At 57.4% G+C, this 25,616-nt stretch carries 23 protein-coding genes, 1 tRNA gene and 1 pseudogene; 11 read left to right on the top strand and 14 right to left on the bottom strand.

Translation table 11 applies throughout. The features are described 5' to 3' along the window. Positions 1 to 17 precede the first annotated feature (17 nt). The gene (locus GH722_02800) at positions 18 to 1,970 is read right to left on the bottom strand and encodes an acetoacetate--CoA ligase (protein ID MRG70683.1); all 1,953 of its coding nucleotides are present in this window, start codon (positions 1,968 to 1,970) and stop codon (positions 18 to 20) included. A gap of 95 nt (positions 1,971 to 2,065) precedes the next feature. On the opposite strand from GH722_02800, the gene GH722_02795 reads away from it, so the two are divergent. Beyond that, the gene (locus GH722_02795; protein MRG70682.1) at positions 2,066 to 3,148 is read left to right on the top strand and encodes an EamA family transporter; all 1,083 of its coding nucleotides are present in this window, start codon (positions 2,066 to 2,068) and stop codon (positions 3,146 to 3,148) included. Positions 3,149 to 3,197: 49 nt separating this feature from the next. Here GH722_02795 and GH722_02790 read toward each other — a convergent pair whose 3' ends face one another. From GH722_02790 to maf, 5 genes are all read right to left on the bottom strand, one after another. After that, positions 3,198 to 3,389: a hypothetical protein gene (locus GH722_02790; protein MRG70681.1), complete on the bottom strand. Its 192-nt coding sequence runs from the start codon at positions 3,387 to 3,389 to the stop codon at positions 3,198 to 3,200. A gap of 147 nt (positions 3,390 to 3,536) precedes the next feature. Beyond that, positions 3,537 to 3,612: transfer RNA gene (locus GH722_02785), tRNA-Phe, on the bottom strand. 120 nt (positions 3,613 to 3,732) lie between these two features. Further along, positions 3,733 to 3,909: a DNA gyrase inhibitor YacG gene (gene yacG, locus GH722_02780; protein MRG70680.1), complete on the bottom strand. Its 177-nt coding sequence runs from the start codon at positions 3,907 to 3,909 to the stop codon at positions 3,733 to 3,735. Positions 3,910 to 3,914: 5 nt separating this feature from the next. Continuing rightward, positions 3,915 to 5,393, bottom strand: coding sequence for a hypothetical protein (locus GH722_02775; GenBank protein ID MRG70679.1), 1,479 nt, complete (start codon positions 5,391 to 5,393; stop codon positions 3,915 to 3,917). Further along, a complete protein-coding gene (maf, locus tag GH722_02770) occupies positions 5,317 to 5,913 on the bottom strand; it encodes a septum formation protein Maf (protein MRG70678.1) in 597 nt (198 codons plus the stop codon). Before maf ends, GH722_02775 begins: the two co-directional genes overlap by 77 nt. Positions 5,914 to 5,996: 83 nt before the next feature. Between maf and GH722_02765 the strand changes: the two genes are divergently transcribed. Next, positions 5,997 to 6,458 carry a DUF2141 domain-containing protein gene (locus GH722_02765; protein MRG70677.1) on the top strand — a complete coding sequence of 154 codons (462 nt, stop codon included), beginning with the start codon at positions 5,997 to 5,999 and terminating at the stop codon, positions 6,456 to 6,458. 9 nt (positions 6,459 to 6,467) lie between these two features. Here GH722_02765 and GH722_02760 read toward each other — a convergent pair whose 3' ends face one another. Next, entirely contained in the window at positions 6,468 to 7,154 is a 687-nt protein-coding gene (locus GH722_02760) for an orotate phosphoribosyltransferase (protein ID MRG70676.1), read from the bottom strand. 107 nt (positions 7,155 to 7,261) lie between these two features. After that, the gene (locus GH722_02755) at positions 7,262 to 7,978 is read right to left on the bottom strand and encodes a DUF1223 domain-containing protein (GenBank protein ID MRG70675.1); all 717 of its coding nucleotides are present in this window, start codon (positions 7,976 to 7,978) and stop codon (positions 7,262 to 7,264) included. A gap of 346 nt (positions 7,979 to 8,324) precedes the next feature. Between GH722_02755 and GH722_02750 the strand changes: the two genes are divergently transcribed. Together GH722_02750 and GH722_02745 are read left to right on the top strand one after the other, a co-directional pair. Continuing rightward, on the top strand, positions 8,325 to 8,510 hold the full coding sequence (locus tag GH722_02750) for a DUF2065 family protein (GenBank protein ID MRG70674.1): 186 nt from the start codon (positions 8,325 to 8,327) through the stop codon (positions 8,508 to 8,510). Positions 8,511 to 8,709: 199 nt separating this feature from the next. Beyond that, a complete protein-coding gene (locus GH722_02745; protein ID MRG70673.1) occupies positions 8,710 to 10,209 on the top strand; it encodes a Do family serine endopeptidase in 1,500 nt (499 codons plus the stop codon). A 58-nt stretch (positions 10,210 to 10,267) separates the two neighbouring features. On the opposite strand, the gene GH722_02740 is transcribed toward GH722_02745, so the two are convergent. Next, positions 10,268 to 11,239, bottom strand: coding sequence for an ion transporter (locus GH722_02740; protein ID MRG70672.1), 972 nt, complete (start codon positions 11,237 to 11,239; stop codon positions 10,268 to 10,270). An 87-nt stretch (positions 11,240 to 11,326) separates the two neighbouring features. Between GH722_02740 and GH722_02735 the strand changes: the two genes are divergently transcribed. Continuing rightward, positions 11,327 to 11,803, top strand: a complete 477-nt coding sequence (locus GH722_02735; GenBank protein MRG70671.1) for a hypothetical protein — start codon at positions 11,327 to 11,329, stop codon at positions 11,801 to 11,803. On the opposite strand, the gene GH722_02730 is transcribed toward GH722_02735, so the two are convergent. Beyond that, the gene (locus GH722_02730) at positions 11,800 to 12,717 is read right to left on the bottom strand and encodes a DUF1194 domain-containing protein (protein MRG70670.1); all 918 of its coding nucleotides are present in this window, start codon (positions 12,715 to 12,717) and stop codon (positions 11,800 to 11,802) included. The genes GH722_02735 and GH722_02730 overlap by 4 nt on opposite strands. Before the next feature lie 268 nt (positions 12,718 to 12,985). On the opposite strand from GH722_02730, the gene GH722_02725 reads away from it, so the two are divergent. Continuing rightward, entirely contained in the window at positions 12,986 to 14,668 is a 1,683-nt protein-coding gene (locus GH722_02725) for a HAMP domain-containing protein (GenBank protein MRG70669.1), read from the top strand. An 86-nt stretch (positions 14,669 to 14,754) separates the two neighbouring features. On the opposite strand, the gene acnA is transcribed toward GH722_02725, so the two are convergent. The 4 genes from acnA to GH722_02705 form a co-directional block, all read right to left on the bottom strand. Continuing rightward, entirely contained in the window at positions 14,755 to 17,445 is a 2,691-nt protein-coding gene (acnA, locus tag GH722_02720; GenBank protein MRG70668.1) for an aconitate hydratase AcnA, read from the bottom strand. Between the two features lie 200 nt (positions 17,446 to 17,645). After that, positions 17,646 to 19,154, bottom strand: coding sequence for a tripartite tricarboxylate transporter permease (locus tag GH722_02715; GenBank protein MRG70667.1), 1,509 nt, complete (start codon positions 19,152 to 19,154; stop codon positions 17,646 to 17,648). Positions 19,155 to 19,169: 15 nt separating this feature from the next. Continuing rightward, complete coding sequence (locus tag GH722_02710; GenBank protein MRG70666.1) at positions 19,170 to 19,652, bottom strand: tripartite tricarboxylate transporter TctB family protein; 483 nt, start codon at positions 19,650 to 19,652, stop codon at positions 19,170 to 19,172. Positions 19,653 to 19,836: 184 nt separating this feature from the next. Next, positions 19,837 to 20,820, bottom strand: a complete 984-nt coding sequence (locus GH722_02705; protein ID MRG70665.1) for a tripartite tricarboxylate transporter substrate binding protein — start codon at positions 20,818 to 20,820, stop codon at positions 19,837 to 19,839. Positions 20,821 to 21,055: 235 nt separating this feature from the next. Between GH722_02705 and GH722_02700 the strand changes: the two genes are divergently transcribed. From GH722_02700 to GH722_02680, 5 genes and pseudogenes are all read left to right on the top strand, one after another. Then, positions 21,056 to 21,733, top strand: coding sequence for a response regulator (locus GH722_02700; protein MRG70664.1), 678 nt, complete (start codon positions 21,056 to 21,058; stop codon positions 21,731 to 21,733). Then, positions 21,714 to 23,090 (top strand): HAMP domain-containing protein, encoded by a 1,377-nt coding sequence (locus tag GH722_02695; protein ID MRG70663.1) that lies wholly within the window; start codon positions 21,714 to 21,716, stop codon positions 23,088 to 23,090. Before GH722_02700 ends, GH722_02695 begins: the two co-directional genes overlap by 20 nt. Positions 23,091 to 23,092: 2 nt before the next feature. Beyond that, complete coding sequence (locus GH722_02690; protein ID MRG70662.1) at positions 23,093 to 24,175, top strand: extracellular solute-binding protein; 1,083 nt, start codon at positions 23,093 to 23,095, stop codon at positions 24,173 to 24,175. Between the two features lie 105 nt (positions 24,176 to 24,280). Then, positions 24,281 to 24,832, top strand: coding sequence for a hypothetical protein (locus GH722_02685; GenBank protein MRG70661.1), 552 nt, complete (start codon positions 24,281 to 24,283; stop codon positions 24,830 to 24,832). 390 nt (positions 24,833 to 25,222) lie between these two features. Further along, positions 25,223 to 25,468 (top strand): annotated as a pseudogene (locus GH722_02680) (methyltransferase domain-containing protein). Positions 25,469 to 25,616 lie beyond the last annotated feature (148 nt).

Genomic DNA, 25,616 nt, shown 5'->3' with positions numbered 1-25,616 from the left:
CCGCCTTGACGGTTATCTCAGCTTTTCAGTATGTCGAGATCGCGGAACAGCTCCAGTGCCTCCGGGTTGGCCAGTGCTTCCTTGTTCTTCACCTCGCGGCCATGAACCACATCCCGCACGGCCAGCTCGACAATCTTGCCGGATTTGGTGCGCGGAATGTCGGCGACGGGTACGATCTTCGCCGGAACATGACGCGGGGTACAGTTGGCACGAATCCGGGTCCGGACTTTCTTCTCCAGCGCCTCGTCCAGGGTTATGCCTTCGGCCAGACGGACAAACAGCACAACCCGCACGTCGCTGTCCCAGTCCTGCCCGATGACCAGACCTTCAAGGATTTCATCCAGCTGTTCGACCTGACGATAAATTTCCGCCGTCCCGATACGCACGCCGCCCGGATTAAGAACTGCATCTGACCGGCCGAAGACGATGAAGCCGCCATGATCGGTTTTTTCCACGAAGTCGCCGTGATGCCAGATATTCTCGTACTTTTCGTAATAGGCGGCGCGATATTTTGTGTCGCCGGGGTCATTCCAGAAACCGAGGGGCATGGAGGGGAAGGGGCCGGTGCAGACCAGTTCGCCCTTCTCACCGGTCACGGCCTGTCCGTTATCATCATAAACGGTGGTTTCCATACCGAGACCGGCACACTGGATCTCGCCACGCCAGACCGGCAGCAGGGGGGAGCCCAGCATGAAGCAGGCAACCAGATCGGTGCCACCGGCGATGGAGGCCAGATGGATATCCGGCTTCACCTTCTCATAGACATAGTCGAAGCTTTCCGGTGACAGGGGTGATCCGGTCGAGGTCATCATCCTGACAGTCGACAGGTCATGGGTCTTTACCGGCTCGATACCTCCCTTGGCGCAGGCGTCGATCCATTTTGCAGAAGTGCCGAAGATGTTCATACGTTCGGCTTCGGCGAAGTCATAGAGTACATTGCCGTCCGGATAGAAAGGCGAGCCGTCATACAGCAGCAGCGTCGCCTCGCAGGCCAGAGCCGTGACCAGCCAGTTCCACATCATCCAGCCACAGGTGGTGAAATAGAAAATGCGGTCATCACGCTTCAGGTCACAATGCAGCACATGCTCCTTCAGATGCTGGAGCAGCACACCGCCCGCACGGTGAACGATGCATTTCGGTGCGCCGGTGGTGCCGGAGGAATAGAGGATATAGAGCGGATGATCGAAGGGCAGGCGCTCATAGGTTACTTCGGCTTCTGCGAAATCTGCGACAAAGTCACTCAGTATTACCGCATCCCGGACCATCGAAATATCCGGGCTGTCCTTCACGTAGGGAATGACCACGACTTTCGTGATGGCGCTGATTTCTCCGGCGATCTCTGCGGTTTTCGCCAGACAGTCATGGCTTTTGCCGTTGTAGTGATAGCCATCAACGCAGAACAGGACCTTCGGATCGATCTGGCCAAACCGGTCGACAACGCCGCGCACACCGAAATCCGGTGATGCGGATGACCAGACCGCCCCGATGGAGGTCGCAGCCAGCATTGCCATGATCGTTTCCGGCATGTTCGGCAGGTAACCGGCAACCCGGTCACCCGGTCCGACCCCGGCGGCGCGCAAAGCCTGCTGCAACCGGGAGACCATGTTGTAGAGGTCGTGGAAACTGACCCGCCGGTTGACCTTGTCTTCACCCCTGAAAACCATGGCATCTGCATCATCCCGACGGCGTAACAGGTTCTCGGCGAAATTGAGGGTGGCGTCGGGGAAGAAGCGGGCGCCGGGCATCCGGTCTTCGTCGATCAGTACCCGGTCAGAACCCTTGTCGCCGATGACGCCGCAAAAATCCCAGATGGCATCCCAGAAGGTACTTTTCCGGCGAACCGAGAAAAGATGGAGGGAGTGATAATCCGGTAATGATTCCCTGCTTTCGCGCTCAATATGACGGGCAAAACTGGTCATGTTTGCCTTGGCGATCGCGTCTTCCGAAGGTGTCCAGAGCGGTTTGGTCACGGGCTGTCTCTCTCCAGCTTGGGGTCAGTTCTGATCTATCTTTAACGTAATCCGATGCAGTGCAAAAGCGAGGCTGTGATAGCTGACGCGAAAGAGTGCTGCACAAAACATTGTCCGGCGTGATATGTACGGACAATGAAAATTTCAAGCTGCCTTACGGACTGGTTCGCATTCCCGTGACATTTACCCGAAAAGCTTTCAACAAAGGCTGGCTGGCGCTTCCCGGCAATACCCGTGGTGCCATCTGGATCATGTTGTCGACGGTGATCTTCACCATGATGGCGACGACCATCAAGACGATGGGTCAGCATTTCGACAGCATGCAGATCGTCTTTTTTCGCTGCCTGTTCCATCTGCTGAGCCTGTTGCCCTTCATCATTCGCGAGGGTGGCTGGTCGGTGGTCCGCACCGACCGTTTTCCCCTGCACCTGCTGCGGGTCAGCCTTGGTCTGGTGGCAATGTTCTGTGGATTTTATGCCTTTGTGAACTTGCCGCTGGCCGATGCGGTGTCACTGTCCTTTGCCCGGCCCCTGTTTATCATTCCGCTGGCCGTGCTGTTTCTGCATGAGGTTGTGCGGGTCCGGCGCTGGTCGGCGACGGCCATTGGCTTTATCGGTGTCATTCTGATTTTGCGCCCGGGGGAAGAGGCGATCAGCATTGCCGCCCTGGTGGCACTGTTCGGGGCGATGACCGTGGCCTGTGTGCATGTGGTCATCAAGCGACTGACCACAACAGAGCGCCCGCTGACGATCTCCGCCTGGTTCGGGATCATTGCGACGGTGGTTTCGCTGATCCCGGCTTTGTTCGTCTGGCAACAACCTTCGCTGGAACAGCTTTTCTGGTTTGGTTTCATGGGGGCCTGTGGTGCGGGAGCCCAGTATATGGTCATTCGCGCCTACCGGGTCGGCGAGGCAACAGCGGTTTCTCCGTTTGATTATATCCGGCTGGTGCTGGCAGGGGCGGTTGGTTACTTCGTTTTCGCCGAAGCGCCTGATGCCTGGACCTGGGCCGGCAGTGCAGTGATTATCGGCTCGACGCTTTATATCGCCCGGCGGGAAGCCCGTCGTAAGAAGGAAACTTCATCCGGGACCAGTAGCCCCGGAACCTCCTCAATGGGCGCACGTGAGGGGATCGGCGACAGCGCCGCCGCCCGCAAGATACGCCCGGAAGAAGAATAACCGGCCGGGGGGGGGCGTGATACGGGCAGATATCAACCTGACCATCCCGTTAAAAGACGGCAGGTGTTGATCTTTCTTCTCCGGGCATAAAAAAACCTCCGTCTTTGCGGAGGTCTTTTCGGTGTTTGGCCTTGCGGCTGTAGCGGGTCTTGTCTTCGACGATCTTGTGACCCAGTGCCCGCCGGACACGCCAGCTGGGATCGCGAAGCTTTACGAGCCTCGTCGGGGTATGTTTCATCACCTGCATCTCCTTATGTTGCTGATGAAGCGGATTAAACCGGTAACTGACCGGCCAGCATAACAGACAGACTCATCGTCTCTGGGAAACGAACTGAGGCTGACGGGTCGTCTGAGGGTTTGTTGATTGCTTCAGCTTATGAAGCGAAAGTGGTGCCCAGGGGCGGAATCGAACCACCGACACCATGATTTTCAGTCACGTGCTCTACCAACTGAGCTACCTGGGCACAGCCTGTCAGAAACAGGCGAGCGGCGTTTATAGTTGAGGCTGGCGGGGCTGTCCAGCACGGTTCGGTGAATAAAAACGCCTTGCTGCAAGCTATTGAAACAGACGGGAATTAATCCGTTTAGCGGTTTTCTCCGCCATCCCACTCATCCGTGTCGGTTTCATCCTCGCTGGGCAGGCGATAGTCCTCCTTCAGCCATTTGCCGAGGTCGATATCTGCGCAGCGCTGCGAGCAGAAAGGGCGGAATTTCGGACGGGTGACCTTGCCGCAGGTCGGACATTTCTTGGACGCCATGATTTCCTTCAGGTCTGATCAATTTCAATGCGCCCGCCAAGTGTATCGTCGACGGACAACGGCAGGGGGAACTGTAGGGCGCGTTCGGTTTCCTGCAAGGCGTCTGACAATTCGCCACGATACAGGTCAATGATCTGTCGCCCGGCGCGGAGTGCGGGACGGAACGAAGGATCAGCCCGGACCTGACGCAGCAGGGTTTTGAGAGCGTCGAGTGCCATTGTGACGGGGGAGGGAGAGGCCGGACCGGAAGTTGTCAGCCGTTCCGCCAGGGTTGGTCCGGACCGACGCCGGATGACCTCAACCAGACCGGAGGGGGTCAGGCCGGTAATATGCGGCTGTTCAGGGTCTGTCCGGAATCCGGCTTTCAGGGTGGCGATGATGCAGTCACCCGGTTTGCGGTCCCGGTCGAGAATGAAATCAATGAGGATGACGCCGCCAATATTGCGAAGCCGCAACTGCCGCGGAATTTCGCGGGCAGCAGCCTCATTGACCGCATGCCGGGCAGGTGCGGTGCTATTACCACTGGCTGCCGCCGTGTCGACATCGATGGTGGTGGCTGCGGCCGTCCGTTCAATCCGGATCAGGCCACCCCCGGGAAGGGCTGCCTCTGGTCCTGTCAGGACTTCAATCTGTTCTGCGGCCCCTTCGGTTTCCAGCGGACCGGCAGATGCCCGGCAGATATCAACCGGAATATGGGGGATCAGCCGGAGTTCGTTCAGGGCAGCGGCGGTTGCATCACGATCAACGGTTATACGGGTGACACCGGCAAGGCCGAGGCGTTGCAGGCAACCGGCCAGACCCTTGTTCGGACTGTCCAGCAAGGCGGGCGCTTTCAGCTTATCGGATCGGCTCTCGATATCCTGCCATTTCCGGATCAGGCCTTCCGCCTCCAGCATGATTTCATCCGGATCTGCGGTGGCGGCTTCTGTCCGGACGATCCAGCCTCTGCTACCGGCAAGTTCTGTCAGGCTGTTCTGTAGCCGGGTGCGGGTTTCGTCGGCGGTGATTTTCCGGGAAAGCTGTACAGCAGAGCCGCGGGGTCGGAGAACCAGAAAACGGCCGCCAAGGCCAATATCGGCGGTCAGGCGGGGGCCTTTCGTGCTTTCCGCATCGCGCTGAACCTGAAGCAGCAGCGACTGGCCTTCCCGGACCAGTGTGTTGATTGCAGCGTCCGGTTTTTCCGGATTCAGCCAGCGGGCATCCTGCTGTGGCAGAAAGCCATCCGGCCCCTGCCCGGTATCGATGAAAGCGGCTTTGATCCCGGGCAGGACCGAGCGTACCCGGCCAAGCAGAATATCACCGATGCCGGAGGGTTCGTGATCCCGCTCAATGACAAGATCATCAAGCCGGCCATCATCGAGAACGGCCAGGCGCCACTCGCCGGGATTACGCTCGATCAGGAGATGACGGTCAGACGCCGCCACGGACCGGCCACCCCAAGCCATCAAGCATGTTCCGGATATCGAAAAGCGACAGCCCGACAACATTGGTGTAGCTGCCGTTCAGCGCGCGGATCAGCCCGCCGCCAAGACCCTGAATGGCGTAACCGCCAGCCTTGCCCTGCCATTCGCCACTGGCGAGATACCAGTTGATGTCATCGACACCAAGCCGCTTGAAAGTGACCTGCGTGGTAATCAGACGGTCAAGGCGACGGCCATCCGGGCCAATCAGGGCGATGCCGCCATGTACCCGATGCCGGCGGCCGGACAGCAGTTCAAGAAACTTCCGGGCCTCAGCCTCATCCGCGGGCTTGCCAAGATTTCGACGGCCACAGGCGACGACTGTATCAGCCGCCAGTACATAGGCACCCCTGTGCGATGCGGCGACGGCTTCAGCTTTTTCAATGGCAAGCCGACGGGCTGTCCTTAGCGGAAGCTCGTTCTTTCCGGGGGCTTCATCAATATCGGCAGGCGCAACAGATGTTGGCTCCACGCCGATCTGGCGCAGCAGATCAAGGCGTCGTGGCGAGGCGGAAGCGAGAACCAGTTGATAACCATTTTGTGTCATGAGGGGAGACTTATCGCCCGGCGCGCCGATTGACAAAGTATTCGATGCACTATTGAAGGACAGAGTGTTCCTGCCCAGATGGCATGGACCGCCGATATGGGGTCGCTATGTTGCGCAGATTATTCATTTTGCTGGCTGTTTTCGGAAGCTTCCCTGCCTGGTTCGCTTCGGCTACAGGTGAAGCGCGGCTGGTGATTCATATTGAAGGGTTACGCAGCGATAAGGGTGTCGTCGATATCGCCCTGTTCAACAAGCCCGACGGATTTCTCGATTCTGACCGCCGCATTGCCGGTGGGAAGGTTAAAATTACCGGCTCGACGGCGGTGATCGAGGTTCCGGATCTGGAACCCGGTCAGTATGCGGCTGCGTTCTATCATGACGAAAACGCCAATGGCGATTTCGATCAGGGTGTGCTGGGCATTCCGCTTGAAGGCTATGGCTTCACCAACAATGCGCGTGCCCTGCTTTCCGCCCCGGCTTTCAAGGATGCGGCCTTTACCGTTCAGCCGGGCCTGAATGAAACCCGGGCAAAAATCAACTACTGAACCAGCGGTCTATTCTCCACGGCCCCCATGGGCAGCTGACCATTTGATCGGATCTGCGAGGAACTCTTCCACCCGGTCCAGGCGATCCGTATCGAAGTAATTATGCTTCCGGGCAGCGGCCAGAACGTCTCTCCAGGTTGCCAGCGCATGCAGGGTCAGGCCGGCATCTGCCAGGGTTTCACGGGCTCCGGCGAAGGAATCATAGAAGAACACGACAAAGGCGTGGTCAACCTGAGCTCCGGCGGTGCGCAGGGCCTCGGCAAATTTCAGCTTGCTGCCGCCGTCGGTGGTCAGGTCTTCCACCAGCAACACCCGGGAACCTTCGGTCAGGGAGCCTTCAATCTGGGCGTCGCGTCCAAAGCCCTTCGGCTGTTTGCGGACATACTGCATCGGCAGCATCAGGCGATCAGCGATCCAGGCGGCGAAGGGAATACCGGCGGTTTCACCACCTGCGACGGCATCAATGCTTTCAAAACCGACATCCCGGAGAATGACCGAGGACGCAAAATCCATCAGGGTATGACGCACCCGGGGGTAGGAGATCAGCTTGCGGCAATCGATATAGACAGGACTTGCCCAGCCGGCAGTCAGCATGAACGGCTCTTCGGGGCGAAAATGCACTGCCTCCACCTCGATCAGCATCTTGGCGGTCAGTTCGGCGATGAGTTCCTTGTCCGGATATGTTGTCGGCAGCATTCTGGTCTGTCCCCTGTCTGGCTTGTGCGTGCTCAATCAGCAGATGGTTTTAGGACGGAGCGCCGGGCAGTGGCAACAGGGATCAGGCAGCAGATGTGCGATAGTTGTCAGATATTCATCCGGGTGGCGCCAATAATGGCGCCGCTGACCGGGTCCTGAATCAGGATGGCGCAGCCGTCAGTGCCTTTGGGCAAATCAGCAGGAAGACCAAGATCAAACTGCCTGGCTTCACCATTCCACAGGCCGAGGCGCTGTATTTTCCGGACCACATTATAATAGGTCAGGGTTTTGCCGGCATTTTCGCCGCGGGAAATGACCTGCGTTTTTTCTCCCTGAAATGCGACCATGAGTATGGTTGCCGACCCGGTAAACCCGCTTTGTGGCAGGTCAACACGCAGGCTGCCATCCCCGTTCTTTGTCATTTCAGGGGCAGCCTCAAAACGACCGTTCTGTTGCACGTCACTGATCAGCTTTTCGATCAGGCGTTCGTTTGAACCGACGCCTTCGCTTTGCCCGGCGACAATCATCTGCGGTGTGTAAATGCTGTGCAGACCGAAGCTTGCTGCATAGTCGCGCTGACGTTCATCATTGCCGGGCAGGGCGAAGGGGTCCTTCCAGCCGATATAATCCCAGTAGTCCACATGATAGGAGAGCGGCAGGACATCCTTGCGCTGACGCAGCTTTCCGGCAAACCGGTCGGCCGGGGGGCATGAATAGCAGCCCTGCGAGGTGAACAGCTCAACCACGACCAGGCGCTCATCAGCGGCATAGGCGGATTGACCCATAATCAGTGTCAGGGCGACAGCGATCAGCGCGCGGCGCATGGATGTTTCCTCTGGTTTGTTGCTTTAGCGGGGATAGTATTGCCGGAGGCTTGATATCGGGAGTCACATGGCTGTGAGGTAACGGCTTGGTGACACATGATTTCCTCCGGTTCCTTAAATTGACCTTACCAGCGGCAAATTTCGGCCACATTCGCCCCCCATCTTCACAGCATGAGGATGGACATCTGCCGGTATTCCTTCCCCCTGAACCCGCCGGCAGATTAAGGCTTACGCCCGAATCCTCATCCCGGCAACGCCATGGTCGGGATGCCTCCAGGGGCGGTGGTCTTTTCCCCAGGGCCACCGCCCCCTATCTTTGGAGAGGCAAAATAACCCGAGAGTTCACATGACACTCTTTCTGACGGCACTGGCACTGGCAATTGCCCTCGAAGGATTGCTGTATGCAGCATTTCCTGACGGCATGAAGCGCATGATGTCGCGCGCGCTGGAGGTGCCCTCGCCCCAACTGAGGGCAGGTGGTCTGATTGCAGCAACCGCTGCAATTCTGGTTATCTGGCTCATCAGCCCCTGAATTCTTGAAAAATCCTGCAAATTGCCGCGTGAAATCCTGTTTTACGCCCTAGATTGATCATAATTGGGGGCCATATCATCATCCTGAAGCAGGATGATCCTGCTGAACAGACTCTGTAACTCGCCACGGGTGCGGGCTGGTATCCTGAGCCGGCATTGCGCATACTGGATGGCGAAAAAGACTGGAGAACAGGTTTAAAATGCAAAACGCTCTGGCACTATCCCGCAATAGCGGAAGCCTGACCTTTCCGCGGGACACTTTCCTGCGCTGGTCTTTCACACTGACGCTGATCGCTGCCCTGCTCGGCACGACCGTGGCGCAGGCCCGCTCGGCACCCGAGAGTTTCGCCGATCTGGCGGAACGGCTGTTGCCGGCTGTGGTGAATATTTCAACGACACAGACCATCAAACGTGGCGAAGGCGGACCGGATCTGCCGAACTTCCCGCCGGGCTCGCCTTTCGAGGATTTCTTCAAGGACTTCTTTGACAAGAACCGTCCTGAAGGCCGTCCGCGTCAGACGCAGTCACTCGGTTCCGGTTTTGTCGTTGATCCGGATGGATATGTTGTCACCAACAATCACGTGATTGATGGCGCCGATGAAATTTTTGTTTTGCTGCAGGATGACACACGCCTGCCGGCAAAACTGCTGGGCACGGATCCGAAGACGGATATTGCGCTGCTGAAGGTTGAAACCAGTCAGAAACTGCCGTTTGTGAAATTTGGCGATTCAGCCAAAAGCCGGGTCGGTGACTGGGTTATGGCAATCGGCAACCCGTTCGGCCTCGGCGGAACAGTGACCGCCGGTATCGTCTCGGCCCGTGGCCGTGATATCCGCTCCGGCCCCTATGACAACTACATTCAGACTGATGCGTCGATCAACCGGGGTAACTCCGGCGGTCCGATGTTCAACATGGATGGCGATGTCATCGGCATCAATACGGCGATCTTTTCGCCGACGGGCGGGTCTGTCGGCATCGGTTTCGCGGTGCCGTCTTCAACCGCTATTCCGGTGGTGAAGCAACTGCGGGAATTTGGCCGCACCAAACGTGGCTGGCTGGGTGTCCGCATTCAGGTCGTCAGCCCCGAGATTGCGGAAACACTGGGTCTCGACTCTGCCAGGGGTGCGCTGGTTTCCAGTGTCATCGAAGGCGGGCCGGCTGAAGCGGCGAAAATTCAGGCGGGTGATGTCATCCTGACCTTCGACGGCAAGGAAGTCGGCGAAATGCGCAGCCTGCCGCGGATTGTCGCCGGCACGGATGTCGGATCGAAAGTTGATGTGGATCTCTGGCGCAAGGGCAAGCGGGTCAGCGTCAAAGTGAACATCGAGGAACTGGAAGAGGCGGAAACCGCCGGTCTGATGGATCAGCCCAAGACCGAAATGCGGGCAGATGACGAGGCCATCAAGTCACTGGGCCTCACCCTGTCGACCATAACACCACCGCTGACAGACAAGTATGAACTGAAGGCGGATCAGCGGGGCGTGCTTGTCACGGATGTTCTGGGTGATAGCTCTGCCGCAGAAAAGGGCGTTCGTCCGGGCGATGTCATCGTCGAGGTCGGACAACAGGAAGTGCAGTCTCCGAAAGATGTGGCCGCGCGGGTTGAGCAGGCCCGCAAGGACGGCAAGAAATCCGTCCTGCTGCTGGTTGAAAGCCGCGAAGGGCTTCGCTTCGTCGCTCTCAGGATTGAACAGGGATAATCCTGTTCTGATCGCCTGACAGACTGAATGAGGGCGGTGCTCCGGCACCGCCCTTTTTCTATGGAATGTCGTCAGCGTCAGGGATGGTTTTGAGTTTCGCCGGTTTCCCGCAATGTGGACAGACACGGTCCTCCTCGGCCTTCAGGCGTGACAGAATTTCTGCGGCGACATCTTCATCGACGCCGAGTTCCTCCCGCAGTTTCTCCAGCTGGGCCCGCTTCCGCGCCGATAACTCCCCGACCATCATCATGCGGTTTACACGCTTGCGGAAGGCTTCGCGACGGCGATGAATCTGGTCCTGCAATCCGGCCAGCAGGATACCGGTTGGCAGGGCAACCATACCGACACCAAGAATCGTTGAAACCCCGGCAATGATCTTGCCGGCAGCCGTAATCGGCACGACATCGCCATAGCCGACGGTGGTCAGGGTGACAACGGCCCACCACATGGTTTTCGGAATGGTCGAGAAGGATTCAGGCTGGGCCTGATGCTCGGCCAGAAACATCAGGCTGGAGGAGACCATCATGAGCACCAGCAGCAGGAACAATGCTGCGGCGATGGATTCCGCCTCTTCCCGCAGCACATCAAGAAACAGGCTGACCACCGGCGCATAGCGGGTCAGCTTGAAAATCCGCAGCAGACGCAATGCCCGCAGCACGCGCAGATCAACACCGGTGATGAACTGCAGCCAGAACGGCAGGATGGAAGCCAGGTCGATCAGCGCCATCGGAGTCAGCATATAACGCAGCCGGGTCTTCAGTGGTCTGGCAGACCGGGCCTTCGTGCCTTCAACCGAGATCCAGACCCGTGCAGCATATTCAGCCGTGAAAATCAGAACGGAGAGAATCTCGATGAGGGTGAAGGCATCCGAATAGTCAGCATAGATGCTGGGTTCGGATTCAAAGATGACGCAGAAAACATTAATGAGAATCAGGGCGATCAGGGCGCTCTGCAAACGCCGTCCCCAGAGATTGCGCTGGTCCGTATTCTCCAGCAACAGATGGATGCGTCGACGTAATCTTGCCGCCATGAACAATCCCCCGAAAGACAGTTGTTTGTGCTCCCCCGGGCTCTAAGATCAGGTTAATGAAACTGTCCCTGATGTATTGAGTGTCTGATGAAACTGTTGCGAACGATCCGTCTTGATGAAAGCGACCTCGGAGCTTTTCCGCTGGCGGCAGAGCCGGGTGAATATGCGGTTACCGGCAGCTTTCTGTTCAGCGATGTTGATGCAGAGAAGATCGAAGGACAGGTGAAGATTGCCTATGCCAGTGGCTGGCTGGGTGTTGCAAGCTTCGGTTTCTCAACCTTTGTTCAGGTCGTTGATGTCGATCCGGAAGGACTGGAACTGGCCTGCCGGCAGCTGGCGGCGCAGCTGGTGGCGGAACTGGGCGCGCCGGATGTCCTGACGGCGATGGAAGCCGCCCGCGGGGAGATCGAGGACGCCACCCTGATGGCGGGCGAACATGATGAGGGGACCTTGCTGGCCATTGAGCGTGAACCGGATGCCGGCGGCTTGCGTGAACGGATAAGGGTGATTGAACCACAGGAAACCGGCGAGGCTGGCCCGGTCTGGAATTTTTCTGACGGTTAGTTGTCGAATTCCCGGTCACGGCGGCGCTGTTGCAGAATTCGTTCCCCGATCAGGCAGTCTGACTGGCCGCGGATATAGCTGTTTACCCGGCGTCGGGCCGGTTCCTCTGGTTCCAGGCCGGCGATTTCCAGCACCAGTTTGCGGCGGATGGCACGACCAAAATCTTCAAAGCCGTTGGCAACGACTATGAACGCACCGATGCCGCCGATGACGCAATCCTCGTAATAATCATCCAGATTGGCCATCTGGGCGCTGCCATAGGGGCCGGGGCGACCGTTGATGATGGGCAGTCCGTTGATGGTCATGCCTTTGTTGACGGCGACATCGCGGGAACTGACGATCATGCGCCCGTCATTGTTGGGGCCATCGCCTGAAACATCGATCACCATCCGCGATCCGGAAAAACCGTTGTTTTCGAATGACGGGATGGCCGTATCGATGATGTTGGAGATGGAGGTCCAGGTTCCCCAGCCGGGGCTGGAGGCGCTGAGCTGAGCGGCAAAGGCCGCCGCATCTTCCGGTTTTTCGATCAATGTCCAGTCGACGATCTGGCGAACGAAATGACTGCCCGCCCATTCCGTGTAGGTGACCGCAATCCGCCCGAGCATGCCGCCGGTGATGACCTGCTGTACTTCTTCGTCGAGAAAGGCGGAGACGTAGCCAGCCCGTTGCAGGCGGGCCTCCTCCTCATCGACGGAACCGGAGACATCTATCGCCAGAAACAGCTCCAGATCCACAGCCTGCTGCTGGGCGGCGACAGGTGAGATGCAAAGCAACCCCGCGACTATCGCAGTGATGGATAGTCTGGTCAGTGACAACAGGAGGTTATCCTGAAAAGGCCCGGAGAGCCCTTTCGAAGGGGAGCGGTCAGGTTCCGCCCGTTTGTCAGCAAACCCCGTCACAATATTTGTCATTACAGAAGCTTAATCCCGAAAACGGAACCCGTGACAGAAAATCTGCACCTGTTCCGATCACGCTTTGCTGAACGAAGGCCAAAGAGACGATGGAATTGCGTAAATTTCTTCATTCAGTGCGTGGATGTAACAGAAAATGGCGCAGATACGGATACTTTGAAGGGGATGCTTGGTTCTCAGAAGATTGCTGCACGGTTACGTACAAACACTGATTTCGTGTGAATTTCGTTTCTTGTATCTGTCTGCGTTCAATCTGAGGGGAAATGGCATGATCTGGTCCATTCGAAGTAAAATCATTCTTATTGGAATCCTGTCGGCGATAGCACTGACATCACTGCAGGGAATTTCCTTTTTCACCGGTGCCCGGGTTGGCGATTCTGTCACGGAAAGTGAGTCGCTAAATCAGCAGGTAACGCTCACCAGCGAGATGAAAATTGCGAATCTGGAAATGGTTCTGGCTGCAATGGATTCCATTATCGACAAGGAAGAAGGCAGCATTCAGCCCGAGCGCAAGGAAGTTATTGCCGCGAGCATCAGTACCCTTCAGAGCAATGGCAACCAACTTCTGACTCTGGCGGAAACGTCGGAGGGTCGGGAGAAAATCACATCGATTATTGAAAAAATTGATCCGCTTGCTGCAGGTATTCAGGTCGATCTGGCGGAATTGATCGTCCGTAATGCTCCGATTGAAGAGTTTGCCCGTATTGATGATGTGATCGACACTTATGGTGAAGGAATGCAGGAGGCTCTGAACGAGTATGAGAGCTATCTTTCCTCCCGTTTCACGCAGTCCATCAAAGATGTTGGTAATACTCTCGATGGTGCCCGGACGATTGGCATTACAGCCTATGCCGTTGCTCTTGTCGTTCTGGCAGCAGCGCTGTTTATTCTTGGCCGTGATATTGTCACCGGCGTCAGCAGTATGACCGCTTCAATGAAGCGGCTGGTAGATGGTGACGACAGCGTTGAAATTCCCGGCATCGGCAAGCGTGACGAAATTGGTCGTATGGCGGAGGCTGTACAGGTCTTCAAGGTCAATGCTATCGAAATCCGCAGGCTGGGTGAACAGCGCGAGGTCGAGAGGCAGCAGGCAGAAGCAGAGAGAGTGGCGACGATGCGCCGTCTCGGAGATAACTTCAGGGACAGTGTGGGGGGAGTGGTCAACAACGTGGCTGAATCTGCCCGTATCATGACCAACTCTTCCGCCACAATGTCCGGTGCGACACAGAATGCAGATGAACAGGCAACAGCTGTTGCCACAGCAGCACAGGACGCCGCGGTGAATGTTCAGACGGTCGCTGCCGCAGCTGAAGAGCTTTCGAGCTCGATCAACGAGATCAGCCGCCAGGTGACAGTGTCGACGGAAATCGCTGCCAGTGCCATGGGTGAGGTCCGGCGAACAACTGAAATGGTACAGGGCCTGACCAATGCAGCTGATAAAATTGGTGATGTTGTCAGCCTGATTACCGACATTGCCGAGCAGACCAATCTGCTGGCGCTGAATGCGACGATTGAGGCTGCCCGTGCCGGTGATGCCGGGAAGGGGTTTGCTGTTGTGGCGAGCGAAGTGAAAAACCTTGCGAATCAAACGGGCAAAGCGACAGAACAAATCAGTCAGCAGATTGCCGGTATTCAGGAGGCGACGCAGAGATCCGCAGAAGCCATTTCCGGCATCAGCGAAACGATCAGCCGCATTAACGAAATCTCCGTTTCAGTAGCATCAGCGGTCGAGGAACAAGGTGCCGCAACAGGAGAGATCGCTGCCAACATCGAACAGGCTGCCGCAGGAACCAACATTGTCTCCGAAAGCATCCGCGGTGTGACAGGAGCGATTTCCGAAACTTCTGCCGCGTCTGTTCAGATTGATGATGCTGTGCGTAATCTGGCGGCGCAGACAGATAACCTGACAGCTGAAGTGGAAAAATTCCTGGGTCATATCCAGAATGGATGACCGCCAGTTCCTGAGCGGGCCCGGCCCAAACAAAAACCCCCGGCGTTGCCGCCGGGGGTTTCTTTTCGTCTGAGGTTTGGCCGGACTTAGGCGGCTTCACTCATCATCTTGCGCAGCACGTACTGCAGGATGCCGCCATGGAGGTAGTAATCCACTTCGTCCAGCGTATCGATGCGGCAGAGCAGGGTAACATTTTCAGTTGAGCCGTCAGCCCGGGTGATCTTCGCCGGCACGTCCATACGCGGCTTGATACCGCCTTCAAGACCGGTGATGTCCCAGACTTCCGTACCATCAAGCTTCAGGTTCTCGCGGTTCTGGCCGTCTTTGAACTGCAACGGCATGACGCCCATCTGGACCAGATTGGAACGATGGATACGCTCGAAGCTTTCGACGATGACAGCCTTGACGCCCAGCAGGAAGGTGCCCTTGGCCGCCCAGTCACGGGACGAACCGGAGCCATATTCCTTGCCGCCGACGATCATCAGCGGCGTGCCTTCTTCCTTGTACTTCATGGCGATGTCGTAGACTGCGCCTTCTTCGCCTGACGGATAATGCTTGGAATAGCCGCCTTCGACACCCGGCAGCATTTCATTCTTGATCCGGATATTGGCAAAGGTGCCGCGCATCATGACTTCATGGTTACCACGGCGCGAACCATAGGAATTGAAGTCGTTCGGGCGGATCTGATAGCTCAGCAGGTAATCACCGGCCGGGCTTTCCTTCTTGATGGCACCAGCCGGGCTGATGTGATCGGTGGTGATGGAATCACCCAGGATCAGCAGCGGGCGGGCACCATGAATGTCGGCCGCGACGCCAGGCTCTGCAGCCATGTTTTCGAAGTAGGGAGGATGTTTGACGTAGGTTGAGTTTTCTTCCCATTCAAACAGACCACCACCGGAAACACCGATGCTCTGCCACTCTTTCGGGCCTTCATAGACGTTGTCATAACGCTCACGGAACATGGCCGGGGTCAGGCACTGCGCGATGGTATCGGCAATTTCCTGATTCGAGGGCCAGATGTCCTTCATGTAAACGTCATTGCCGTCCTTGTCCTGACCCAGCGGATCCTTGAACAGATCGACATACATTGAGCCGGCCAGCGCATAGGCGACAACCAGCGGCGGTGATGCCAGATAGTTCGAGCGAACCTGCTGATGGACCCGGCCTTCAAAGTTCCGGTTACCGGACAGCACGCTGGCGACCAGCAGATCATTGTCGTCGATGGCGTCACCGATTTCCTGCTTCAGCGGACCGGAGTTGCCGATACAGGTGGTGCAGCCGAAGCCGACAATGTTGAAGCCGAGTGCATCAAGCGGGTCCTGCAGACCGGCTTTCTCCAGATAATCAGCAACGACCTGAGAACCCGGTGCCAGTGAGGTTTTGACCCACGGCTTTACCGTCATGCCCTTGGCCAGCGCATTACGCGCAACCAGACCGGCGGCAACCAGTACTGACGGGTTGGAGGTGTTGGTGCAGGAGGTGATGGCGGCGATGACAACATTGCCATCGGTCATCTGGTAGTTTGCATTGGCCACATCGACGCTGCGCGGGGCATCAAGCTTCTGCATGCTTTTCAGCGTGCCGGTGAAGCTGTTGACCGCATTCGAGAGCGCAATATGGTCCTGCGGACGCTTCGGGCCGGAAATCGACGGCTCAATCGTCGAGATGTCGAGTTCCATCGACGCGGTGAACACCGGATCCGGCGTATCCGCTTCACGCCAGAAGCCCTGCTCGCGGGCATAGGCTTCAACGAGGGCAACAGTTTCATCGTCACGACCGGTGAAGCTGAGATAGGTCAGCGTCTGCTTGTCGATCGGGAAGAAACCGCAGGTCGCACCATATTCCGGTGCCATGTTGGAGATCGTCGCCTTATCGGCAATCGGCAGGGTATCCAGTGCCGGACCGTAGAATTCGACGAACTTGCCGACAACGCCCTTTTCACGGAGCATCTTGACGACCATCAGCACCAGATCGGTGGCGGTGGTGCCTTCTTTCAGCTTGCCGGTCATCTTGAAGCCGACGACTTCCGGAATCACCATCGAGATCGGCTGGCCGAGCATGGCGGCTTCCGCTTCGATACCGCCGACGCCCCAGCCGAGGACGGCAAGCGCGTTGACCATGGTGGTGTGGGAATCGGTGCCGACCAGTGTATCCGGCATGGCGATCATGCGGCCGTCGCTGTCTTTCTGGGTCCAGACGGACTTCGCGAGATATTCCAGGTTCACCTGATGGCAGATACCGGTTCCCGGCGGGACAACGGTAAAGTTGTCAAAGGCGGTCTGGCCCCATTTCAGGAAGGTATAGCGCTCGGCATTGCGGGAGAATTCCAGCTCGATGTTCTTGCCGAGTGACGAGGCATGACCGGCATCGTCAACCATGACCGAGTGATCGATGACCAGGTTACAGGTCGACAGCGGATTGATCTTGTCCGGATCGCCACCCATCTTCGCCATCTGCTGGCGCATGGCAGCGAGGTCGACCACGGCGGGAACGCCGGTGAAGTCCTGCATCAGCACGCGGGCCGGGCGGTAGGCGATTTCATGGTTGCTGGTACGGTCTTTCTGCCAGGCGGCAACCGCCTTGACGTCATCAACCGAAACCGTGCGTCCATCTTCATAGCGCAGCAGGTTTTCCAGCAGCACTTTCATGGAAACAGGGAGTCTGGAGACATCGCCGAGGGTTTCCTCGGCGGCTTTCAGACTGAAGTAATCGAATTCCTGACCCTTGACGGTCAGTGTGCGGCGCGTTTTGAGGCTGTCCCGACCTGTGATGGCCATCTGCCTTCCTCCATAAAATTTCCGACGATATTATGAGTTGCCACGCCGGGGTGCGCCGCCGACGGGGACCGGGGTGATTTAGCAAACCACGCAGTGATTGTCCAATGGATCAGGGGCAGCAGTGCGATTTAACCACCTGTCCGCCACCTTGCCCATCGCATAGATGCAACAGACAAGGATGAGCGTACGGCCTGTCGGTCTCAGTCTCCCTGAATCAGGCCGCGATTGAGGGCGCGACGGCGACGCCAGACCGGCAGGATGATCAGGGCAGCACCGACTGCCAGCAGGGTCAGCGTCATCGGGCGTTCATACATGAAGGACAGACCATCGGCGAGATTGACCGAACGGGCGAAGTTATTCTCCAGCATGCCGCCGAGGATGAAGCCGATCAGCAGCGGTGCCAGCGGATAGTTGGCGAAGCGCAGGATTGTCGCCCCAACACCCATGCCGACCAGAATCAGCAACTCCGTCGCATTGTTCTGACCGATATAGGCGCCGATCATGGTGAAGAACAGAATGAACGGAATCAGATAGGTGCGAGGGATGGTCAGGAGCTTCGCGATATAGGGGATCAATGGCAGGTTGAGGATCAGCAGCACCACGTTCCCGATATACATTGAGATGATGACTGCCCAGAAGATATCCGGGTTGTCGATCATCAGACGGGGGCCGGGCTGTACGTTCAGCGCAATCAGCGCGCCGAGCAGGATCGCAGTTGTGCCGGAACCGGGGATGCCGAGTGTCAGCAGGGGAACGAACGATCCGGTGCAGGCGGCATTGTTGGCGGATTCCGGTGCGGCAAGGCCCTTGATCGAGCCTTTGCCGAATTCTGCCTGCTCTGCACCTTTGGCAATATTGCGTTCGACTGCATAGCCGAGGAAAGAGGCAATGGTCGCCCCGGCTCCCGGCATGACACCGATCAGGAAGCCCTGTATCGACTGACGTCCGATCACCGGTGCAATGGCTTTTGCCTCCGCGCGCGTAATGCGCAAATCCCTGATCTCGCTGCTTTCCTTGCTGGCGCCGCGGGAAGGATCGAGGACCAGATACATTGCTTCCGGCAGCGCGAACAGTGCCATGGCCAGGGTAATGAAGGAGAAGCCGGACTGCAGGTCAATCAGGCCCATCGTAAAACGTGGGGCGTTGAACAGGGCTGATTCGCCGACGGTCGCGAGGATGAGCCCGAGAACGGTCATCATCAGCGCCTTGGCAACTTTGCCCGGCCCGGCAAAGGCGGCGATGGCAGACAGGCCAACCACCATCAGGGCGAAATATTCTGCGGAATGGAACAGCAGCGCGACGGACGACAGGGCAGGGGCAAACCCCATCAGCAGGATCGCGCCAATGGTGCCGCCCGAGAACGAGGCGATGGCGGCAATGGTCAGTGCTTTGCCCGCCTTTCCCTGCCGGGCCATGGGATAGCCGTCAAAAGAGGTGGCAACTGTTCCGGCGACACCCGGCGCGTTGATCAGGATGGAGGAAGTCGAGCCGCCGAAGATGGCACCGTAATAGACACCCGCCAGCAGAATCAGCGCCGAAGAAGGATCACCGATCTTGATGGCGACCGGGATCATGATGGCGATGATCGACATTGGCCCCAGTCCGGGCAGCATGCCGATGAAGGTGCCGATAAGACAACCTGCCACGACCATGAACAGGTTTTGCAGCGAGAATGCGGCCCCGAGGCCGAGCATCAGTCCGTCGAGCATTTTTCTGTCCCTCCCTTATACGAGGAATGAGGGGAAAGGGCGGAGGAAAATTCCCAGCACCTCGTCAACCAGCAACCAGATGGCACCGGCTCCGATCAGGGCGACCGGGATCATGATATGAAGTTTGCGTTCTCCCAGTATCCAGCCGGTAACGACCAGAAACAGGGTGGTGGCGGTCAGAAAGCCGACTGGCCGCAGGGCCAGCGCATACAGAATCATGCCACCGATAAGCATGGAAGCCTGGCCGATCTTGTAGTCACGGAGCCGGGTTATATCGATACCGCCGAGCACATCTTCTTCTCCGTTCCCGGAAGGTGCCGGGGTGATCAGAATGACAAGTGAAAGGATGATGGCGAGAGCAGCGAGGGCTATCGGAAAGGTATTGGGCAGGAACGACATGTTTCGTTCAAATGGCAGCAGCGGATAATTCCACGCCGCGTAACCATAGATCATCCCTCCGACGAGAAAGAGGACCGCTATCCATTTATCGAGCCGCATGTCATTTCCCCCCGGTTGTGACCTGGCAATTCAAGATCAAGTATCTGGTTTTGTGGTGACGTGGCTCATTCGGCCATTTTCAGTCACAGAATTCACTGTCATTCCGGGCAGCGAGGCCCGGAATGACAGTGTGTAACGACAATCTCAGGGGCAACTCAGTGGAGTTGCCCCTGACTGTTTCCTCTCAGAGGAAGCCCAGCTTTTTCATCAGGTCGCCGATCTGCTTTTCCTGCTTTTCGAGGAAAGCGCGGAAATCATCGCCTGAATTGTGGATATTGACCCAGCCATTACGGGCCCGGACTTCTTCCCATTCTTTGGTGTCGTACATTGCCGCAATGGTTTTGCGATAGGCATCCGCCTTGTCTGCGGGCAGCCCCGGTGCTGCAAAGAAACCGCGCCAGTTCACGAACTCCGCATCGACGCCCTGTTCCTTCAGTGTCGGTGCATCCTTGTAAGCATCGACACGGGCCGGTGCGGTGACACCGATGATGTTGACCTCGCCGGCATTGGCAAGTGCCACAGCCTCTGAGAAGCCTGTCGACAAAGCCTTGATTTCGCCGGAGAGCAGCGCCGCCATGGCTTTACCACCCGCATCATAGGGAATGTACTTTACCTTGGTGGAATCTTCACCGGCAGCTTCCATCGCCATTGCTGCGACGAGATGATCCATGCCGCCTGGCACTGAACCGCCACCAATGGCAACGGCTCTCGGATCTGCCTTATAAGCCGCAACAAGGTCAGAGAAGGTCTTGATCTCGCTGTCCTTGTTGGTGACGAAGGCTGCATAGTCACCGATGGTTCCGGCGATCAGCGTCAGGTCGCGGAAGCTCTGCGGGAACACCTTGGTCAGTGACCGGATGACGATCGGTGTCGAATTGACCATCAGCGAACCTTCGTTCGATTTGGCGTTTTCGATCATATAGGCAATTGCCTTGCCGCCGCCGCCGCCGGACATGTTTTCGTAGGAGGCTGTACCGACGAGGCCTGATTTGGTCAGGGCTTCTCCGGTGCCACGTGCTGTTCCGTCCCAGCCACCGCCGGCGCCGCCCGGGATAATGAAGTGAATGGAGTCAACCATCTGGTCGGCGGCCTGTGCGCCTGTGCCGATCATGGTAACAGCAGCAGCTGCAGCAATGACAAGGCGTCGTGATATTCTGAAAGTCTGCATAGATGTCTCTCCCGACTCTGGTACTTTTTTTGTTGAGCATGGCAGGGCTGTTCCCGGCCAAGCCTGTTGGAAGCTATGGGCTGAACCTGTCATCAGCCTGTCAAAACCTGAGAAAGTCGTGATCTTCCTGAACCGGGCATTGTTTCGGGGCAAACATGGCGCATTCGGTCGTTTTCGCGCGGGGGAAACAGTGCGAGACTGGATCAACGGGTCGTCAGGGAGATGAAGGTCGGAAATGCGATTGCTGCTCGTCGAAGATACCGATGATGTTGCCGACGCTGTTGTATCGGTCTTCGCCCGTTCAGGTCATGCCGTCGATCATGCACGGGATTGCTGTTCGGCAGAGGATGCGCTTGCCGTTCAGGTCTATGATCTGATTATTCTCGACATCAACCTGCCGGATGGCTCGGGAATTGATCTGTTGCGTGACATTCGTACCCGGAAGATCGCATCACCTGTCCTGATGCTGACGGCCCGGCTGGAGGTCGAGGACCGGATTGAGGCACTCGATATTGGTGCTGATGATTACCTGATGAAGCCTTTTGACCTGCGGGAACTTGAAGCTCGCGCCCGCGCCCTGTTGCGGCGAGGCGGCGATGAGCGTTCATCTGTCATTACCTATGGTGATCTTCAGATCGACCCGGCGGGCCGTGTTGCCTTATTGGCCGGGGCGATGCTGACGCTGAAACGCCGGGAGTTTGCGTTGCTCGAAGTGCTGATGGCAAACCGGGGACGTGTTCTGTCGAAGGAGCGGATTTTCGAAAGCCTTTTCACTTTTGATGACGAGAATGTCGGCCTCAATGCGGTTGAGGTCTATGTCGCCCGGCTGCGCCGCAAGATCGCAGATTCGGATGTTTCCATCCGCACACTTCGCGGTCTGGGCTATCAGCTGAATGTCGACGATGAGAAGTAAAGGATCCATCGCCCGGCGACTGGCCTGGACGATCGCGATGATTCTGATCGCGGGTGGTGTCGGTGTGACCCTGGCGGCGCTGGCTTATGGCCGGCAGGCCGCGGAGGAAGCCTTCGACAAGTTGCTGGCCGGTGCGGTTTTCGAAATGGCGGATTCAATTTCGGTTACTGGTGGCGGACTGCAGGTTGATGTACCGGTGTCCGCCTTTGAAATGATGGCGCTGGCCCCGAATGACCGTGTGTTTTACCGGGTACTGAATGCGAATGGGGAAACCCTGACCGGGTATGACAATCTGCCCCCGCCGTCCGTCGTCAGCGAAGACGCGGTTTTCTACGATGGCGTTTACCGGGGGGAAGAAATCCGGCTGGCAGCCAAGCGCAGGGTCTTTGTTGAGCAGGCTTTCTCTGGCGAATTGCTGGCTATTGTTGCGCAGACAACATTATCGCGGTCTGATCTGGCCTGGGACATTACCCGTAATGCCCTGATCATTGTCGGTGTTGCCGGTCTGGTGCTGGTTCTGCTGACTTTTGTTGCTGTCCGGACAGCACTGAACCCGCTGGAACGGATTGAACGGGCCTTGTTGCAGCGCGATCCGCTTGACCTGACGCCACTTGACGTTGCGGCCCCCCGTGAGGTTGCCACGATGGTTGAAGCAATTGATCGCTTCATGGGGCGGTTGTCCCGCCGGGTAACCGTGATGCAGGGCCTGATCGCCGACGCAACGCATCAGCTTCGGACGCCAGTTGCGGCCCTGCGGGCACAGGCTGAACTGGCGACAGAAGAAAGCGACACGGAACATTTGCGAGAGATTGTCCGGCGCATTCACCGACGCTCTGTTGGTCTGAGCAGACTGACAGATCAGATGCTTAATCAGGCACTGATTACCCATCGTGCCGATGCGGTGCCACGACAGCAGGTTGACTTGCGACAGGTCGCAATCCGGGTTGCAGCGGAAGTAGATCACGATCATTCGGCAGGAGGAGAGCAGATGCGCCTTGATTTGCCGGAAGAACAGGTCGTGGTCATGGGCGATGAACTCAGCCTCGTTGAGGCGACGAAGAATCTGGTCAATAACGCCTATCGGTACGGCAAGCCTCCTGTAACCCTGTCGGTCTCCCTGCCGGCAACAATCGCTGTTACCGACCGGGGGAGTGGCATAGCAGAACCGGACTGGGCAGATATCGGTCGCCGGTTCAGTAAAACCAGTGGCACGACGCCAGACGGCGCTGGTCTCGGTCTTGCGATTGTCAGCTCTGTTGCAGAAGCACATGGTGGCGAGCTGGTTTTGAGTCACAACACAGATGGCCATTTCACCGTGTCGCTTACCTTTCCACCGATTCAGGATGATGCAGCATGACGATGGTCTCTTTGTTCCGGACTAGCCTGATCAGCCTGCTGTTGCTGATCCGGCTTTCCGGTTTGGCGCAGGGACAGGAAGCGGTTGCTGTGTTCGGAGCAGATGAAGACGGGGCGACGAACAGCTTTGTTATTCACGGATCAACTGATGTCGGGCCTTTTACCCCCATACTTGAAGGCTTTTCCGCCCGTTATCCACTGGTATCCCTGCGCTATGAACAGCGGTCAACGAATGACATCTTTGAACTGGCGGACCGGGCCTGTAGTGAGGGGCGGGCCTCGGCTGATCTGTTGATCAGTTCTTCCATCGACCAGCAGTTCAAACTGGTGAATGACGGTTGTGCGCAGTCTCATCAGTCTGTCTTTACAGAGAAGGCGCCGGACTGGGCAAGCTGGCGTAACGAGATATTCGGGCTGACCCGGGAACTGGCCGTCATCATCTACAACCGGGAACTGATGCCGCCGGAGACTGTGCCTGCATCACGGTTTGACCTGATTGATTTACTACGTCGTCCGGGCGGGCGCTTTCAGGGCCGGGTTGCAACCTATGACATTGAACAGGCAGGCGTTGGCTATCTGTTCGCGTTTGCTGATTCGCAGGCAGCTACAACCTACGGCAGGTTGATTGAGGCCTTCGGACGCAATGATGTCTATGAGGCCTGCTGTTCGGCAGAAATCATCGATGGAGTGGCTGAGGGCCGGTTCCTGCTGGCCTATAACATGTTGGGGTCTTACGCGCTGGCCCGGGCTGCCAGCGACCCACGGATCGGTATTGTCGCCCCCGATGATTATACTCTGGTTTTGTCGCGGGCGGCGCTGGTGCCGAGAGGGGCGGCGGCAGCGGACCTGGCGAAAGCATTTATTGATTACGCACTGTCTCCGGAAGGCCGGCAGTTTCTCAAGGAGGCGGGTCTGATCGTCAGCAAGACCGACGGGACGGCGAAAGCGGCGGCATCGAAAGCAGGTCTGAAGTCGGCCTTTCGTCCGATAGCCTTTACGCCCTCGCTGCTCGTTGGACTTGATCGGCTGAAAAAACGGCAGTTCCTGAAAGACTGGCGTTCCGGTGTCCGGGGTGATTCCAACTGACTTGTGGTGGGTCATCGGCTGCTCACGCAATTCTGATGGGGCTTACATCGACGGTTCCCGAATACAATATAGAGTACAGGGAACAATGACTGAGGTCTGGCGGATATGAATGTAAGAGCAATGGCCGATTATCGGCACTGGGTTTTGCTTTCTCTGGCAATCGCCCTCTCCGGTCTGGTTTCGGTTCAGACGGCAAGAGCTGACATGTTCTCGCCGTTTCTCGGTAAATTCGAGGGCCATGTGGATACCGAAGAAGGCGAACGCGATCTGACGGTCGAGATTGTCGAGGAGAAGCGCGGCTTCCGGGTCAACTGGGCGGCCCGCATCCTGAAATCTGATGGCCGGGAGAAGGAGCGTGCCTATTCGGTCTGGTTTGTGAAGACAGAACGTCCGGGGATTTACCGCTCTGCGGTGAAGCCGAATGCTTTCGGTGGTTATGTGCCGGTCGATCCCATGAAAGGTGAGCCTTACAGCTGGGTCCAGATCAAGGGTGAGTCGATGACCATGTACGCACTGGTGGTTCGTGATGATGGCGGATACGACATGCTGGCTTATAAACGTCGTCTGACGGAAACCGGGATGCATCTGTCTTTCAGCCGGGTACGTGACGGCAAGCCGTTGCGGGGTATCGAGGCCGATCTGAAACGGGTTGAGTGACCCGAAACAGGGAGACGGGGCTGGAAACTATCGCACAATCGGATTATCACCCGATTATGCGATAAGTAACCGCGATGGTAGCGGTTGCGCGCGATATCAGGGCGCCAACTGCTGGTCATGAGTTCAGATACACATTTGATCGACGATGAGAAGGTGAAAGCTGGCCTGTCGGATGTTCTGTCACGTTACCCGAAGGTGCGACCTGAGCTAAGCCCCCGGATGGCGGAAATCCACAAGCTGGAGTTACGCAAGAACCGGGAGCGCGAGACCTTCCTGTCGGTTATTTCCAATGCACTCGAAGGCTGGATGCATCGTCAGATCATTCTGTCCGATGTTCCGGGGGAGACGCTGGAAATCGGCGCCGGGACGCTGAATCATTTCCGGCATGAAATACCGGCTGCCGATGCGCCTTACGATGCGGTTGAACCCTTTGCCGAGCTTTATCAGGGTAAACCGGTTCTGAAGCATGTCCGGGACATGTATGCGGATATTGCGGATATTCCGGCGGAACGGACTTATGACCGGGTGTTCTCGATTGCCACATTGGAACATCTGACCCATCTGCCGGAAGTCGTTGCGGCTGCGGCCCTTCGCCTGAAACCGGGCGGCGTGTTTCTGTCGGGCATTCCCAGTGAAGGCGGTTTTCTGTGGGGCTTGTCTTGGCGGATTTCGACGGGCCTCGCTTTTCGGCTGAAGACCGGTCTGGACTGGTCGGAACATATGGCCTTCGAGCATGTGAATACCGCACCGGAAATACTGGAAGTGCTCCACCTGATCTTTCGTG

This window comes from Alphaproteobacteria bacterium HT1-32 (genome assembly GCA_009649675.1).
In the GTDB taxonomy this organism is placed as follows: domain Bacteria; phylum Pseudomonadota; class Alphaproteobacteria; order Rhodospirillales; family HT1-32; genus HT1-32.
Note: the sequence above shows the minus strand (reverse complement) of the source record. Positions and strands in the feature narration are given on the sequence as shown.